17 protein-coding genes are annotated in these 16,455 nt (G+C 45.9%); 11 read left to right on the top strand and 6 right to left on the bottom strand.

What is annotated here, in order from left to right; all coding sequences use genetic code 11:
* Positions 1–113: 113 nt before the first annotated feature.
* From JGK07_RS19975 to JGK07_RS19950, 6 genes are all read left to right on the top strand, one after another.
* Complete coding sequence (locus JGK07_RS19975) at positions 114–689, top strand: hypothetical protein (RefSeq protein ID WP_293218828.1); 576 nt, start codon at positions 114–116, stop codon at positions 687–689.
* Between the two features lie 124 nt (positions 690–813).
* Positions 814–3,147 carry a glycoside hydrolase family 31 protein gene (locus JGK07_RS19970; protein WP_293241456.1) on the top strand — a complete coding sequence of 778 codons (2,334 nt, stop codon included), beginning with the start codon at positions 814–816 and terminating at the stop codon, positions 3,145–3,147.
* 770 nt (positions 3,148–3,917) lie between these two features.
* Entirely contained in the window at positions 3,918–5,003 is a 1,086-nt protein-coding gene (locus JGK07_RS19965) for a Fic family protein (protein WP_293192075.1), read from the top strand.
* 54 nt (positions 5,004–5,057) lie between these two features.
* Positions 5,058–6,206 (top strand): AAA family ATPase, encoded by a 1,149-nt coding sequence (locus JGK07_RS19960; protein ID WP_293176890.1) that lies wholly within the window; start codon positions 5,058–5,060, stop codon positions 6,204–6,206.
* Positions 6,203–6,814, top strand: coding sequence for a hypothetical protein (locus JGK07_RS19955; RefSeq protein WP_293224489.1), 612 nt, complete (start codon positions 6,203–6,205; stop codon positions 6,812–6,814). Before JGK07_RS19960 ends, JGK07_RS19955 begins: the two co-directional genes overlap by 4 nt.
* A gap of 73 nt (positions 6,815–6,887) precedes the next feature.
* Positions 6,888–8,822 (top strand): ABC transporter ATP-binding protein, encoded by a 1,935-nt coding sequence (locus JGK07_RS19950; RefSeq protein WP_293291015.1) that lies wholly within the window; start codon positions 6,888–6,890, stop codon positions 8,820–8,822.
* 242 nt (positions 8,823–9,064) lie between these two features.
* Here JGK07_RS19950 and JGK07_RS19945 read toward each other — a convergent pair whose 3' ends face one another.
* A complete protein-coding gene (locus JGK07_RS19945) occupies positions 9,065–9,487 on the bottom strand; it encodes a hypothetical protein (protein ID WP_293176884.1) in 423 nt (140 codons plus the stop codon).
* Positions 9,488–9,785: 298 nt separating this feature from the next.
* On the opposite strand from JGK07_RS19945, the gene gnd reads away from it, so the two are divergent.
* Positions 9,786–11,240, top strand: a complete 1,455-nt coding sequence (gnd, locus tag JGK07_RS19940) for a decarboxylating NADP(+)-dependent phosphogluconate dehydrogenase (RefSeq protein WP_293176882.1) — start codon at positions 9,786–9,788, stop codon at positions 11,238–11,240.
* Between the two features lie 34 nt (positions 11,241–11,274).
* Here the strand turns inward: gnd and JGK07_RS19935 are convergent, their stop codons facing one another.
* The gene (locus JGK07_RS19935; protein ID WP_293176880.1) at positions 11,275–11,550 is read right to left on the bottom strand and encodes a hypothetical protein; all 276 of its coding nucleotides are present in this window, start codon (positions 11,548–11,550) and stop codon (positions 11,275–11,277) included.
* 81 nt (positions 11,551–11,631) lie between these two features.
* Here JGK07_RS19935 and JGK07_RS19930 point away from each other — a divergent pair, with 81 nt between their 5' ends.
* Together JGK07_RS19930 and arfB are read left to right on the top strand one after the other, a co-directional pair.
* The gene (locus tag JGK07_RS19930) at positions 11,632–12,102 is read left to right on the top strand and encodes a restriction endonuclease (protein WP_293176878.1); all 471 of its coding nucleotides are present in this window, start codon (positions 11,632–11,634) and stop codon (positions 12,100–12,102) included.
* 3 nt (positions 12,103–12,105) lie between these two features.
* A complete protein-coding gene (gene arfB / locus JGK07_RS19925) occupies positions 12,106–12,519 on the top strand; it encodes an alternative ribosome rescue aminoacyl-tRNA hydrolase ArfB (protein ID WP_293176876.1) in 414 nt (137 codons plus the stop codon).
* Positions 12,520–12,625: 106 nt separating this feature from the next.
* Here arfB and JGK07_RS19920 read toward each other — a convergent pair whose 3' ends face one another.
* The 4 genes from JGK07_RS19920 to JGK07_RS19905 all read right to left on the bottom strand — a co-directional run bounded on the left by JGK07_RS19920 (position 12,626) and on the right by JGK07_RS19905 (position 14,782).
* Positions 12,626–13,216, bottom strand: a complete 591-nt coding sequence (locus JGK07_RS19920; RefSeq protein ID WP_293210959.1) for a helix-turn-helix domain-containing protein — start codon at positions 13,214–13,216, stop codon at positions 12,626–12,628.
* Between the two features lie 320 nt (positions 13,217–13,536).
* On the bottom strand, positions 13,537–13,818 hold the full coding sequence (locus tag JGK07_RS19915) for a helix-turn-helix transcriptional regulator (RefSeq protein WP_293176872.1): 282 nt from the start codon (positions 13,816–13,818) through the stop codon (positions 13,537–13,539).
* A gap of 311 nt (positions 13,819–14,129) precedes the next feature.
* Positions 14,130–14,402, bottom strand: coding sequence for a helix-turn-helix transcriptional regulator (locus JGK07_RS19910; protein ID WP_293176870.1), 273 nt, complete (start codon positions 14,400–14,402; stop codon positions 14,130–14,132).
* A gap of 137 nt (positions 14,403–14,539) precedes the next feature.
* Positions 14,540–14,782, bottom strand: a complete 243-nt coding sequence (locus JGK07_RS19905; protein ID WP_293176868.1) for a helix-turn-helix transcriptional regulator — start codon at positions 14,780–14,782, stop codon at positions 14,540–14,542.
* 277 nt (positions 14,783–15,059) lie between these two features.
* On the opposite strand from JGK07_RS19905, the gene JGK07_RS19900 reads away from it, so the two are divergent.
* Together JGK07_RS19900 and JGK07_RS19895 are read left to right on the top strand one after the other, a co-directional pair.
* Positions 15,060–16,058: a hypothetical protein gene (locus JGK07_RS19900; RefSeq protein WP_293176864.1), complete on the top strand. Its 999-nt coding sequence runs from the start codon at positions 15,060–15,062 to the stop codon at positions 16,056–16,058.
* On the top strand, positions 16,030–16,227 hold the full coding sequence (locus JGK07_RS19895) for a hypothetical protein (protein WP_293176862.1): 198 nt from the start codon (positions 16,030–16,032) through the stop codon (positions 16,225–16,227). Before JGK07_RS19900 ends, JGK07_RS19895 begins: the two co-directional genes overlap by 29 nt.
* The last annotated feature ends 228 nt before the right edge of the window (positions 16,228–16,455 follow it).

The raw sequence follows: 16,455 nt of genomic DNA, 5'->3' as shown, positions 1-16,455 counted from the left end.
GTAAGTTATTTAATTCTCATTCCTAAGTATTGCCGATAAATCTTCTAATCTGCAAATTATTAAGCTATTAAAACAGCATGGTGCTAAAATTTGACCGAGGATATTTTTTCAATATGATGCTATTCAAATTATTGCCGATCGCCCTGCTATTATTAAGCTCTGCCATCAGTGGCGGTGCACTAGCACAATCGGCGAAACCCAGCAGACAGATCGGGCCGGCGATTGATTGCGATCGCGACGGACAACAGGACGACATCCGCATGGATGATGATGGTGATGGTATACCCGATCGCTGTTTGCTAAATCAAATTAAGCCTGTCATGAATCGGGAAAATTACGATCTAGAATTGAAACAACTTCAGGCTCAACCCTGTCAAAAAGCCACAAAAACCGTCAAAAATATTAGCTACATCATGTGTTCTACCAATGGCGGTAAAACCATTGTCAGTGCATCGGAAGCCCTGGTGGAAGTGGGAGATGGAGTGGGATTTTGGCTAAAAGGCGATCGGGTAAGGGCGATCGTCTTTTTTGGTACGGGTGAAGTTGTTTTCTTCAACCGTGGAGTTTTGGAAGCACAAATGTCGGATAAACGGGAAGTTACAACTGTTTTTACTGCTGATGAACGGCAGCAGTTTGAGAGGCTAGAAAAGAACGGAGTGCAGAAAATTTTGCAAGTATTTAGCAGGTAGATCGGGTTTTTAATAGGGAGAGAGTTTTATGTTTAATGAGGTTGATTTACTTGTTTCTTCCTTTTGCCAGATGACAACCCTTAACTCATCAAACGACAATTTATAATATTTCGATTCATAGTATATGCCGCAATACTTCGGAAAACTCCAAACTACCGAACAGCCTTGGTCAATTATTGGCTCTATACAATCGATCGACAAAACCGATCGCACAATTCACTTCAACTGTACCAACTCCTCTCTCAAAATCAGCATCCTCGCGCCGAATTTAATTCGAGTGCGAATGTCCCCGACAGGTGAATTTAAAGATAGATCGCACTCCGTAACTCTCCCCGACGAAGAATGGCAAATTGTACCTTTTGAAGTGCGAGAAACAGCGGAAAAAATCGAAATTGAAACAGCACAAATAACAATTTCTGTCAAGCGCGATCGCCCTGCCATCGAATGCTTTGACAAATCAGGAAAACCCTTTGCTAGCGACTGCGATCGCCCGATGGGATGGCGCACAGGTGCAACCGCCGCCTGGAAGCGCATCGAAACAGACGAACACTTCTACGGTTTCGGCCAACGCACCGGCTTCCTCGACAAACTCTCCGAAGTCAAGACAAACTGGACAATTGACGCCCTCGACTACAATTCCGTCACCGATGAAATGTACCAGGCGATCGCATTTTACATCGCCCTGAATCCCGATCGCGCTTACGGCATCTTTTTCAACACCACATTTTGGAGTCAATTCGACATCGGCGCGGAAACACCAGGGGTTTTGCGGATGGAAACCCGAGACACGGAACTCGACTACTACATCATCTACGGCCCCGAACCCGCCCAAATTCTCGCCACCTACACCCAGCTCACCGGCCGGATGCCACTCGCGCCAAAATGGGCGCTGGGATACCACCAGTGCCGCTGGAGCTACGAATCCGAGGACGTTGTGCGGGAGTTGGCCCGGGAATTTCGCGATCGCAGCATTCCCTGCGATGTCATCCACCTCGACATTGACTATATGCGCGGCTACCGGGTTTTTACTTGGAGCCCAAAGCGTTTCCCCGATCCGGCGAAACTGATCGCAGACTTAAAAGCAGTCGGTTTCAAAGTTGTCACAATTGTCGATCCCGGTGTCAAGTACGAACCGGAAGCAGATTATGAAATATTCGATCGCGGTGTGGAAAACGACTATTTCGTCCGCACCGCCGACGGAAAGCTTTTCCACGGTTACGTTTGGCCCGACAAAGCCGTGTTTCCCGACTTCATGCGCCCCGACGTGCGCCAGTGGTGGGGCGAATTGCACAAAAGCCTGACAGATATGGGCGTTGCGGGGATTTGGAACGACATGAACGAACCTGCGATCGCCGATCGACCTTTTGGCGATGGTGGCGAACACATTTGGTTTCCGCTGGATGCACCGCAGGGCCCGGAATTCGATCGCACAACTCACGCCGAAACCCACAATTTGTACGGGTTGATGATGGCGAAAGCTTGTGCGGAAGGGTTGCAAAAAGTCCGAGGGGGCGATCGATCTTTTGTGTTGACGCGATCGGGATTTGCGGGGGTGCAGCGCTACTCCTCCGTGTGGATGGGCGACAATCAATCGCAGTGGGAACACTTAGAAATGTCGCTACCAATGCTTTGCAACATGGGGCTTTCCGGCGTCGCGTTTGTCGGTTGCGACATCGGCGGCTTTGCGGGGAATGCAACCGCTGAATTGTTCGCGCGGTGGATGCAGGTGGGGATGCTGTATCCGTTGATGCGCGGTCATTCGGCGATGACGACGGCGCAGCACGAACCGTGGGTTTTTGGCGATCGCACCGAGCAGATTTGCCGCGAATACATCAATTTACGCTATCAGTTATTGCCGTACATTTACACGCTTTTTTGGGAAGCTGCGATCGCGGGAACACCGATTTTGCGACCGCTACTTTATCACTTTCCGCGCGATCGTACAACTTATCACCTTTACGATCAAGTATTGCTCGGCCCATCGCTGATGGCTGCACCCGTTTACCGACAGGGAGTTGAGCATCGCGCCGTGTATTTGCCGGAGGGGACTTGGTACGATTGGTGGACGGGCGAATGCTATCAGGGCCCGACGCACATTTTGGCTGATGCACCTGTGGAGAGAATGCCGTTGTACGCGCGCGGTGGGGGGATAATTGCGTTAGCGCCTGTGAGGCAATTTGTTGAGGAAAGGGCGATCGATTCATTGAAAATGCGAATTTGGCCCGGAACTGGTGAATGGACGCTTTATGAGGACGATGGACACAGTTTTGAGTACGAACAAGCTGTCTGGGCTACGACTAATTACAAGGTGTATTTGGAAGGGCGAAAAATGATAGTTGAAATTGCGGCGCGGGAGGGGGAATTTGCGATTTCGGAGCGCGAAATTACTGTCGAAGTTGTGGGGATTGGGGAACAGCAATTTACAGATGATGGCACGGTGCGGCGTTTGATATTTTAACTAATACGAGTGGGAAGTCCCGCACTCTATCCGTTTACAGGATGAGTGACGGGATGAAAACGAGCAGCAAAGAAATTGAGCGATAGCGAATCCATGATAGGATCGAACTAACCGGAGATGACAAGAGTAGCCGTGGTGGGCGAACTTTCCGTTGTATAAAGGCTAGACACCACCTATCAGTTTCTGACTGGTAGCCCCAATATCCCGCTAAGCCATAAAAGAGCTGATGGATGGGTGAAAAAATCAACAATTCTACTCCTTGGGACACAGGGAGTCTGCCGGAAAAGATAAGTAATTATCTTGCTAGTAAGTACCACATAAAATAAAGGTGAGTAAAACCTACGGAGGGAGGATAAGACCAGCTTAGAGATGGCTCGCGTCGAGGCTCTCCCGTTGAAAGAGGAAGCCTGCACTCTATTTGTTTACAAAATGAGTGCCGGGTATGTCACGCAAGGTTCTCAACCATATCCGCAGGGACACAGCACTGCTGTGTCCTCCTGTCTCAACCATATCCGTAGGGACACAGCACTGCTGTATCCTCGTATTGCGATCGAGTTGGCCTGTCCTGGCAATCTTATTATACTAAAAAGACTTTTGCTATAATAAGATTCCGCGACCGCCGTCTTATTTCACTGGAATAACATAAGATAACAAGACCTCAACCTTTGTCCCTCCGTCACCCAATGATGCGATCTGGTCGATACGTCCAACAAACTGAAGGATACAGCGCCTTCATTCCAGCGCCCCTCCCTCCCGAACCGCCCATTAAAATGGACGCAGAGCTTCATCGCTTGCTCTCCAATGCCGATCGGGCTTTAGGAAGACTAGACGGTGCTACCTCTATTTTGCCCAACCCTGACCTATTCGTAGCGATGTACGTCCGTCAGGAAGCCGTTCTTAGTTCGCAAATTGAAGGAACGCAAAGCACCCTAGAGGACGTACTTCAATATGAAATTGATGTCAAAGGTCAAGAACGCTTTAAAGATGTGCAAGAGGTTGTTAACTACGTTAACGCCATGAACTACGGTTTAAAGCGGCTTCAAGAATTTCCACTTTGTCTGCGCTTGCTGCGAGAAATTCATACAGAATTACTCAAAGACGTGCGAGGAAGCGATCGCACACCGGGAGAATTTCGGAAAAGTCAAAATTGGATTGGCCCTCAAGGTTGTAACCTGGGTACTGCGGCCTATGTACCTCCAACAGTTGCAGAAATGCACCAATCTCTCGACAACCTAGAGAGATTTTTGCACGATACCAATTCTTTACCTGTACTGATTCATTGCGGATTAGCTCACGCTCAATTTGAAACAATACACCCATTTTTAGATGGAAATGGACGGATTGGACGATTGCTAATTACTTTTCTGCTTTGTCAGCAAGGAATCCTACAAAAGCCTTTACTATACCTCAGTCATTATCTAAAGTTTCACAGAATAGAGTATTACGATCGCCTGATGGCAATTCGCACTCATGGAGATTGGGAAGGATGGTTAAAGTTTTTTCTTCAAGGTATTTTTGAAGTCAGCCAGTCAGCAACAACTACAGCCCGTTCTATTCTGGAAATGCGCGAAAATCACCGCGAAATTATCGGTCAGCAAATTTCCAGTAGCAGTTATGGTTTGCGCTTGCTAGATATACTTTTCCAGCACCCAATCGTGAATATTCGTTTAGTAGAAAACGAATTGCAATGTAGTTACGCAACAGCTAGGAAAATAGTCGATAAATTTGTAGAAATTGCTTTGCTTGATGAAGTCACAGGTTGGCAACGCAACAGACTTTATCGTTACAAACCCTATCTGGATCTTTTTGAAAGCAGCTACTCACTAATCAATCCTGACAATTCTGATTCTCACTAAAACGCTAGTAAAAATTAACTCTATGATTAAGTATTTCTTGATTAGGTTAAAATAATGATTATCTCCCATATAGTTCTGCAAAATTGGCGCAATTTTCAGTCAGTGAATGTTGAGTTGCGCGATCGCGTTTTTTTGGTAGGCCCGAATGCTTGCGGTAAGTCAAACTTTCTCGATTCATTGCGCTTTTTGCGGGATCTGGCCAAAGCAGGAGGCGGATTGCAGAAAGCCGTGAGCGATCGAGGCGGCGTATCAAAAATTCGCAGTCTTTATGCACGTCGATATCCAAATGTAGAAATAGGAATTCAGCTTTCAGAATCTAATGATGAACAGCCCTTGTGGACGTATGCGCTGGGAATTAAACAGAGAAAAGGTGGAAAAAATGAGCCGATAGTTGCCTATGAACGAGTTTGGAAAGGCGATCAACAAATTGTTGATCGCCCTACTCAAGACGATAACAACGATGAGCTACGTCTTACCCAGACTTATTTAGAGCAAATTAATGCCAATGCAGAATTTAGAGAAATTCCTAAATTTTTAGAGTCAATTTTATATTTACATTTAATTCCTCAGTTAGTTCGCCATCCCGAAGCTTTTGCTACTCCTGGACTTTCCGAAGATCCTTTTGGGAGAACTTTTTTAGAACGAGTTGCTAAAACTCCCGAAAAAACCCGAAGATCGCGATTAAAAAAAATTGAAGATGCTTTAAAGCTGGCTGTCCCACAATTGAAAAACCTCACAGATACCAAAGATGTGATGGGAGTTCCCCATTTGGAAGCTGTTTACGAACATTGGCGGCCCGGAGCAGGAAAACAACGGGAAGACCAATTTTCTGACGGAACGTTACGGTTAATTGGTTTACTTTGGTCACTGCTAGAATCCGATTCATTATTGTTACTAGAAGAACCCGAACTTTCCTTAAATTCGGCTATTGTTAGCAATCTACCCTCTCTGATTTATCGCCTTCAGCGTCCGAGAAAGCGACAGGTTATTCTTAGTACCCATAGTGCTGATTTGCTCTCAGACAAAGGCATTGGCGGCGAAGAGGTGCTGCTAATGACACCGACTCCTGAAGGAACTCAGGTAAAACTTGCTTCCAGTAACGAACAAATAACAATGCTATTAGAAGGAGGTTTAAGTATAGCTGATGCTGCACTTCCTCTCACAGCACCGCCTGCGATCGAACAACTCAGTTTATTCAAATGACGGATATTCCCATCAATCTAGTGTTTGAGGATGTACTCAGTGAAGCAGTTCTTAAAGAAATGCTGAAACAGTCTCAACGTCCATTTTTAGTTGGATCTTGCTCGAATAAGAAAGGAGCTGGCGACATTAAAAAGAACCTTCCTGCATACAATAATGCGGCTAAGCGAATGCCTTACTTAGTCTTAACTGATTTGGATAATGCAGACTGCCCGCTAGTAATTCTGTCGGAGTGGTTAACTCAACCAAAACATCCTAATCTGCTGTTTCGGATTGCGATTAAAGAAGTAGAAGCGTGGTTACTAGCACATCGATCGGCATTTGCCGAATTTTTGGGTATTTCAGTAGACTTGATTCCTGGCGACGTGGATAAAATTCCCGATCCCAAGCAGCTTTTAATCAATCTGGCTAAAAAATCAAGGAAGCGAAATCTGCGGGATGCGATCGTCCCCGATCGTAATAGTACCGCAAAAATTGGTAAAGACTACAACGGTCAACTCATCCAGTTTGTCAATCAAAGTTGGCAGGTTGCGTCAGCACAGACTAATTCCCCCAGTTTACAACGAGCTATGAATGCGATCGTAAATTTTCAACCAACCTGGGAAAATTGAGAAAAAAAAAGAGAAATTATGCGCTCGCCAACGACAATTAATCAACCGATCATCTATAATATAACGGGAGGGGATGAGTAGACCCGACACCTACCCACAAACTATGCAACCCATCCAAATCACCACATTCCAAGCTTTGCGGCGCAGCCTCGGCCTCATAATCCAAGCCGCACCGATCGAACTCCGCAATTTAATCATACTCAACATCATCCGCGGTGCCGCCCCATCTGGCGTGCTTGTTTTAGATAAACTAATCATTGATGAAGTATCTCGGTTGCTGTCACGAACCCAAACGGCACAACCTTTAGCTTTGATGCTTTCCCACCCAATCTTGCTGTGGAGTATTGTCGGAGTCTTAACTCTCAAGTTAGTCAGCGATTCAATCGAAACCATGAGTTCTTTTGCAGCAACATCTTTGCGCGATCGCGTGCAAGGCGGAGTTGAAGGACAAGTCCTCGAAAAAGTCGCCAATTTTGACGATATCGCCCTGTTTGAAAACCCCGAACTATTAAACATATTAGAACTTGCCAAAACCGGAGTTAAACAAGTACAGCAACTAGCCTTCACCATCAGCATGACAATCACGGGAATTTGTATCTTCATTCCCTCGATCGGCCTGGCTGCATCAATAGCTTGGTGGGTTCCTGTGGTGATGGTGGTGTCATCACTTCCCTCAATTCACATTGAAAGAAAATATCTCAAACTTATCTGGAGAATTCAAAAAAAGCAAGCTAAAATCACTCGCGAGATGAACTTATCCGCTACGGTATTGACAGGGGAAGAATATGCTAAAGAATTGCGTTTGTTTGGGTTGCAGGAACTTTGGCTCAAACGCTGGAATGGTCAGTATTTGCAGTTTTTTAGCGAGATGCAGCAAGTGCGAAAAAAAGGAGCGATTGTTGTACTTTTGTGGTCGATATTTAGTAGAATAGGTGTAGCCTTGCCATTTGTTTATGTGGTGATGGGAGCTTTGGGAGGGCGCTACACTTTGGGAGATTTGGCGCTGTATTCTGGTTTGATTGTCCAAGTAGAGACGAGTTTGCAATTACTGATTGGTAATTACACTAATTTGTACGATATTTCCCTCGGCGTCAGTCCGATTTTTCAACTTTTGGATCTCAAACCCGAGTTGCAGTCTCCGCTGGTGAATGTGGCATCTCGCTTGCCTAGTTTAGAAGATTACGGGCAAGATGCCCGTGCCACAAATCAAGTATCAGATCACGGGCAAGATGCCCGTGCCACAAAAGATAAAATTGGTATCGAGATTAAGGATTTATCTTTTTGCTATCCCGGTAGCACTAAAAGCACGATCGCAAATATCGACTTAACCATTAATCCGGGTGAAATGCTAGTGCTTGTCGGGGAAAATGGCGCGGGTAAGACGACTCTTGGCAAACTCCTCGGTCGCCTGTACGACCCGACAAGTGGTACGATCGCCTGGAATGGCAAAGATTTGCGATCGTACCCTCTAGCATACGTGCGATCGCGCATCGCCGTTGTCATGCAAGATTACGCCCGTTTCCCCTCCACAGTGCGCGAAAACGTCGGTTTTGGCGACTTGCTTTCACTGTCGGATGACACCGCAATTAACGAAGCTATTTCCGAAGCAGGAATTAGCGCAAAAGTCAATAGTCTTTCCGCAGGTTTAGAGACACCGTTGGGGAAACAATTAGAAGACGGCATAGACTTATCGGGGGGACAGTGGCAAAGAATTGCGATCGCCCGCGCCTTAATGCGGCTTGATACAGCCGAAGTCCTAATTTTTGACGAACCAACCGCCGCCCTCGACCCCAAGACAGAACACGAAATTTACAGCATCTTCCGCCAAATCGCCGCCGGGAAAACCACGATTGTCATCAGCCACAGGTTGGGATTGGCCAAAATTGCCGATCGCATCGCCGTGATGGAAAATGGTAAAATAGTCGAAATCGGAACTCACGACGAATTGATAGAATTGGGCGAAATATACCATTCAATGTTTACCCGTCAAGCTAGCAGCTATATTTAGATATTGGTTATTGGTTGCTTGTTATTAGTTATTGGTTATTTTGTATATCAAATCGGGTGACATCCGAATTATGTAGTGCTGTCCCCGCTCGCTATTGGGGTAGCGAGCGGGGACAGCACTGACTATTCCGATGCAACCAGAAACGATATTATTGTTATTTTTTGCCTGCTACGAATAACCAATAACCAATAACTAATCACCAACTGTCAACTGCCAACTGCCAACTGCCAACTGCCAACTGACTATCTCCCAGTCAGCGTATCCGCATAAGGATCGGGCAAAGCTTGCTGCACCTCCAACACCGACAAAGAATCTCCACTTACAGGTTGGCTAATTGACTTTTTTTTTAGCCCATCCCCCCGCATATCGCGCTCTTGCAACTTCACCAATTCCTCCTGATAAACAGCAACAATTCGCCCCAAACTGATCACCAAATCATCCCAATTCTCATCTCCCACCAACTTCTCAGAAATCCCCTCAAACAACTCTCCAGCCTGCCGTTTTTGCACGTAAGCCTTCAACAGCTTTCCCGACTTTTGCAAAACCGCCTGATAAATCTCTCCATCCGACCACCACAGCCCCTGTTGACTCAGCAGCCAAGTCAAAATATACTCCCGAGCGTGTTGCTCCTTCACCCAGGCTGCCAGATACTGCAAATCTTCCATAATTACAACAGTCTCCTAAATTTTCCTCAAAATGTCCGCTTATCTGTATCTATCGTTACTGCGATCGAATTAATATCCGTCTCATTATCCCTCACCGCTCTCTTTAATATCGCTAATATCGCTTAAATCTTAAAAAAACCCTAGTGATTCACCAAACATCAATTTTTTGAATATAAAAATACACTTAAACTGACATCTTGCATCATGCTCGCTTAACAGGCTTTCCGGCCTGTTCCACAAAGAGTAAATTCCCTCTCAGGTCTAAAGACTCTGAGTTTCCCACTTACCGAGTATTTTTATGGCAAAGCAAAATTTTGGTTTAATCGGTCTAGCAGTTATGGGCGAAAACCTAGCCCTCAACGTCGAAAGCAGAGGCTTCTCCGTAGCGGTATACAACCGCACAGCAGCCAAAACCGACGAATTCATGGCAAAACGGGCCCAGGGCAAAAACATTGTAGCCACCAAGACTCTGGCGGAATTCGTCGAAGCTCTAGAACGTCCTCGAAGAATCTTAGTCATGGTACAAGCTGGCAAAGCCGTAGATGCGGTAATTGACCAGCTCAAACCCATGCTAGACCCCAATGACATGATTATTGACGGCGGCAACTCCCTCTACGATGACACCGAACGTCGCACCAAAGATTTAGAAGCTGCCGGACTGGGATTTGTCGGCATGGGCATTAGCGGCGGCGAAGAAGGCGCACTGAATGGCGCTAGCATGATGCCCGGTGGCACGCTGGCAGCCTACAAGGAATTAGAGCCAATTCTCGTCAAAATAGCGGCTCAAGTAGATGACGGCCCCTGCGTCACATTCATCGGCCCTGGCGGTGCCGGTCACTATGTGAAAATGGTGCACAACGGTATTGAGTACGGGGATATGCAGCTCATTGCTGAAGCCTACGATTTGCTAAAAAACGTCGGTGGACTCAGCGGCCAGGAGTTGCAGGAAGTTTTTGCCGAATGGAATACAACTGACGAACTCAACTCGTTTTTGATTGAAATTACGGCTAATATTTTCAAATACATTGACCCGGAAACTAAGCAACCCTTAGTTGAGGTAATTATGGATGCTGCCGGTCAAAAAGGTACTGGTCGCTGGACTGTAATGAGTGCTTTGGAATTGGGCGTGAGCATTCCCACAATTATCGCTGCTGTGAATGCCAGAATCATGTCTTCTTACAAAGCAGAGCGCGTCAAAGCTTCGGAACAACTGACGGGGCCTACCACCAAGTACGAAGGCGATCCTAAAGAGTTTGTGAACAAAGTTCGGGATGCTCTTTACTGCTCGAAAATTTGCTCCTACGCCCAAGGTATGGCGCTGTTGAGCGCGGCCTCAAAGTCGTATAATTATGACTTGAGTTTGAGCGAAATTTCCCGCATTTGGAAGGGCGGCTGTATCATTCGGGCTGGATTTTTGGACAAGATTAAAAAAGCTTTCAAGGACGATCCCGCACTGCCGAATTTGCTGTTAGCGCCAGAGTTTAAACAGAGCATTCTCGATCGCCAATCAGCTTGGCGCGAAGTGTTATCTACGGCTAGCCTGCTGGGTATCGCTGTACCGGCCTTCAGCGCGTCCCTGGACTATTTCGACAGCTATCGGCGCGATCGACTCCCGCAAAACCTGACGCAAGCTCAGCGCGATTATTTCGGGGCTCACACCTACGAGCGCACCGACAAACCGCGCGGTGAATTCTTCCACTCAGAGTGGACTCAGGCTGCTAAAGAGTCGCTGCAAACTGGTACTGCTGATTAATTAGTTTTTGTAGGGTGCGTTTCGGCGCACCTTACTAATTAATCTGGGGTTGCAAATTGTTTTGACGTTTGTTTTTGAGATAGCTTTTAATATATTCGTCGTTAAAGAGCGATCGGGCGATCGTCAGTGCTTCTTGTCTTTCTGCGTCTGTCATGTAGTCATCGCCTTTTAAGCCTGATGGCGGGTGTCGGGGATCGCCGCCTGCATCGAGGAATCGCTGACGGACGTTAGCGAAGCCCTCGAAGAGGATCGCCATTAATTCTCCCAATCTCCGGTCTTGTTCTCGAATGATATCATGCGATTTCGTCATAGTCTTCAACCTCGTCTATACGAACAACTCGCCACTTTGTATTATAAACTATAGATATCTCTTTAAAGTAAGTGTAATTTTATGAAACCTTTTCTAGTAAGAGCCGCTGCCATTATCGGTGATATTGCAGCATTGGTATTTGATACAATTAAAGAAGAAGAATCAAAAAAACTTTTATCAGACAGCGGTATTCTCGAAGTGGATGCAATGACTGGCAAAGAGTTTGAAAAATTTCTAGCTGTCCATTTTAGAAACTGTGGTTATAGCGTCACTTTAACTCAAGACAGTCAAGATTATGGAGCAGATTTGATTTTGTACAAAGACGGATCGAAAACAGTAGTTCAAGCAAAAAGAAGCAAAAATCCAGTTGGGATTAAAGCAGTTCAAGAAGTAGCAGGAGCCGTCAGACATTACAACGGAAATAAAGGCAGAGTCATCACCAACAACAGATTTACAGAAAATGCTTGCAAACTTGCCAAATCTAACGACGTAGAGTTATGGGATAGAAAAAAACTCATCGAATTCATCCTGACAGCTAAGAATTATCAATAAATCATGATAGAAATTTCCAACACAGTATTTATTGCCGATCGCGAAATTGAGATTAGCGCCATTCGCTCCCAAGGCGCGGGCGGACAAAATGTAAATAAGGTGGCGAGTGCTATTCACCTGCGCTTTGATATCCCAGCTTCTTCATTACCCGATCGCTACAAAGAGCGTTTATTGCAACTCAACGATGGGCGAATCACCTCCGAAGGTGTGATTATCATCAAAGCACAGGAGCACCGCAGCCAGGAACAAAACCGCGAGGAGGCTTTGAGGCGGCTGCAAGAATTGATCAAAAGTGCGATCGTCATCCCGAAAAGGCGCAAACCCAGCAAAGCGACTCGTAGTTCCCAGCGCAAGCGTCTTGACAGCAAAACCAAGCGAGGGCAGATTAAGGCTCTGAGAGGGAAAATTACCGATTAAGGGATCAAAGGGCTCCCAGGTACGTAGTTGCGCTTCAGCGCTCTTTTTGGGATATCGGAAAGAGCGCTGAAGCGCAACTACGTACCTAAGAATTAACCCCTGCGCGTTATTTGTCCGATCGCCCTCGCGATCTACTGGATAAGTCATCGGGAATTTTAGTTACGTCTAATCCTAAAAGCTCAAACATAGTTTTTAGAGAAACTTGGTATAGGTTAGCCAGTGCAGCCACGTTTTCAACAGTTGGCATAGACTTTCCTGATTCCCAGTCAGCTTGCATCCGCTCAGAAACGCCGATATGTTGTTTGACTTGAGGGCGGGTTAGCCCAGCTTGTTCTCTGAGAAGCCTTAATGGAGACTTTTCCTTTTCTTGCGAATTTTCTTCCCTAATACATGAAGCTTGTTTCAATGATTCTGGCTTCTTGACCTCCGTCGAAAGATGAAGTACACTTAATGCTTGTAGGTCATCGGGAATTTTGGCTACGTCTAATCCCATACATCTAGCAAGTGTTTTTAGAGGTACGCCTAGCTCCCGCGCCAGAGCAATGACGCGATCGAAGCGAGGAATGGCTTCTCCTCGTTCCCAATCACCAATAATGCGAATTCCTACCCCCATTCGACGACTAAGTTCGGGTTGGGTCAAATTTGCACTTTCTCTCAGGTTTTTCAAGGTTATCGTTTCTCGGTCTTCAGCTTCCATTAACTATAGCAATTAATTGCTAGCAAAATAGTGCTTGACAAAGTTGGTATCTGGCACTAAACTGCTAGTAGATAGGCAAAACAAAGGCGGCCTGGCAAGCCTCCTTCGATCAAAATGCAGGTTTGAATAACCGCCTCACTTGTAGTGTCTATCAATTATGCACCTGCATAACCCTTAGTATTTTTGGGGCTTGAGTGCATACCTCAAGCTCCTTTCCCTGAACTCCGAGGAGGTGATGCGATGTCAATCGTCGATCGACCTACAACACAGCCCAACTCAAAATTGTACCAAAGATTCCGACCATGACTTCCCTGTGCTTGTTAGTTGTCCGATCGTGAGGGCGATTTTACCAAAGGGATATCGTCAGGAATGTTGGAGATATCGATGCGTAGCAATCTAGCGACGGTTTTGGGCGAAAGCTTTAACTCCCTGCATAGGGCGAAAAAATTATCCGCCCGTGGCATTTTCCGACAATTAACCCAGGAATTCACTGTATTTAGAGAAACTCCTAGGTTTCGGGCTAGTTGTTCCTGCGTAGCTTCAGCCAATTGGATAGCTTCTTGAATAGTTTCTGGTTTGAGATAGTCTATATCTTGATTCATTTAAACTAAAGTTATACAACTTTAGTTGACAAATTAGAATTGTCCAACTAAAGTTGTAAGTGACGGACATGGCAGAAGGTGGTCGGCGAGCCTTCAAGTTCAAAACGTGCAGGTTTTAATAACCGCCTTGCTTGTGCTGTCTATCAATTGTGCTGGCATACAAGAGCCTATTTTTGGGGTTTGAGTGCATACTTTAAGCCCCTTTCTCTGAACTCCGAGGAGGTGGTGCCATGTAAAAGGTCGATCGACCTTACAACACAGCCCAACTCAAAATTGTACCAAAAATCCCGACCAAAACTTCGCTCTGTTGGTTAGCTGTCCCTCGGCGGCACGTAATCATCAACAAGTCCTGACACATCTAGCCCGATCGAGTGACAGAACTGTTTCAAGCTAATATTTAGGGCTGTACAAATGGCTATTGCAGTATCAACTCTGGGTTTTTGTTTTCTTTTTTCTATGGAATACAAAGTATCTTCAGAAACTTTCCCCGTCAGTTGCAGGCTAAGCTCACGGCGACTAAAGCCCCTGTATTCTCTAATTTCCGCAAGGCTCATTTCGTATAAATCCCGTACTTCTTGATTCATTATGCAGAATGTTTCGTAGTTTACCCTTGACAAAGACAGGAAGCCTGACTAAACTACGAATAAAGGCATAGCAAGCAGCCGGCAAGCCTGAAAGCACAACCCAACTCAAAATTGTATCTGTTGGTTTAATTTAATTGCTAATTCGGCCCAAAGCTCTCTGGAAGTTCATCTATTTTTTCTATTTTTAGTTCTCGGCAAATAGCTTTCAACTGAAAGAGAGAAAATTTTGGTTCTGTGGCTCCAGATATCCATCTATGATATGTGGCCCGCGGAATCCCGCATCTAAAAGCAAACTCATCTTGTGATAAGTCTGTTTTGTTGATTCTTAGGGCTTCCAATGGTGAATTGCCCTCCTGTCTTCGTTCTTTTCTTGATGACATTGTAACATAAAATCTCAAATTGAGATGTCATACTTGACAAAATTAAATCGACATCTCATAATGAGACAAAAGCGACATAACACAAGTCGGTCGGTCAGGCCGAACAGTCCAAACGTCCAAGTTTGAATAGCCGCCTTGAGGTGATGCGATGTAAAAGGTCGATCGACCTTACAACACAGCCCAACTCAAAATTGTACCAAAAATCCCGACCAAAAATTCCACTTGGCGATCGCCCAACTTCCGTGCTATCGTTCCCTTTCTCGACCCCTTCCCGATCATGACCACATCTACCGACAACTTCTACCTAGGCGATATCGCCTCCAACTTTCACTTCGCAGGCCCGCTGCTAGACTTTGAAGAAGAAATCCAGAATCAATCGCCCTTTCACGATTTAGAGTATCTGACAGGCGAAATAAAAAGAGGATTCCTCGACTACGTGCGACAAGGGATCATGCTGGACGCGATCCGAAAACTGCGCTTGTACAAAGACAAGTTCAAAACTTTCAAAATTTACTGCGAACAAGCCTTAGGCAGACAGTATTTTTATTGCACGCAAATTATCAAATCTGCGGCAATTTGCCTGCGCTTAATAAAAGCCGGATTTGAGATTTTGCCTAGCTGCGTCGCTCAAGTTGTCCCCTTGTTCAAACACGCAGTCACAGATCAATACGGCGACTGTGCTTTACAGGAAAAGTGGCAAGAAGTTGTGGATGTCATCCCCAAAGAAAGGATTACAGCAATAACGATAGCCGAAACAGTTGACAACAATCCCAACCTCAGGTTAAAACAAATTCGGATTAAAACCGACACCTACGCCCTGTTGACCAAAAAAGCAGCCGCTGCGGGAATGTCAATTTCGGAATTTTTGGGGCGGCTGGTTGACGAATACAACCCCAGAATTGTAGAGCAGCCGGCGGAACACACTCCCGAACAAGAGGAGATTTTAGACCAATTGGACGCGGAGTTTAAGAAGCCCGCAGCGGAACAGATTTCAAATTCTGCTCCAGCCAAAGTTAAATCTAAAGGTTTTGGAGTAAAAAATGAGCCAAAAGGTGGTAAAAGGGAGGTGAAGGCGAAAAGTTCGGAAGGTAAAGTAAAAGCGAAAAGCTCTCCAAGTGAAAATAAGCTGAAAAATAAGCAAACAGAAATTCCAGTCGAGAAACTATCCAATTTATTTCAGGAACAAAATAATGAAGTCATCTGCCCAAAACCCAATCATGCGTCAACTGAAGCTGATGGAGGCTCAATTGACCCAGATTCAGTGCCAACTGATTAAAGCCACTGTGTTGAATTGGTGGCAAATCGTTTTGCCTGACGGACAGAAGATTGCGATCGAGCACGCGGGCGGCGGACACTGGATTTTTCGGGCTAACGGCCTTGAAAAATCGCATCCTGAAGTGCGGCTAGCGGTGTTAAGGGCGATCGCCGAAGGCTGTCGCCGATAAGCTACGATTAAGGACACGGCGTTGTGTCGTGTCCCTACTGGGTGATGGGAGTTGTCATGATTTGCGGATGTTGGGGCGATACCTTCGGTCTCCTTCGCTTACGCGATTAGTATCGAGATTGGTTAAAAGTGCTATCCACCAATCACCGGACATAACAGGACAACCAGTACCTAAAGGTGAAGAGATAGCCAGCCTCAGTTACAACTACGTTTTGAGGGTGATGACACC

The sequence above is a fragment of the Microcoleus sp. PH2017_24_DOB_U_A genome (assembly GCF_020738205.1).
Lineage (GTDB): Bacteria > Cyanobacteriota > Cyanobacteriia > Cyanobacteriales > Microcoleaceae > Microcoleus.
This window is presented reverse-complemented; position numbering and strand designations above follow the sequence as displayed.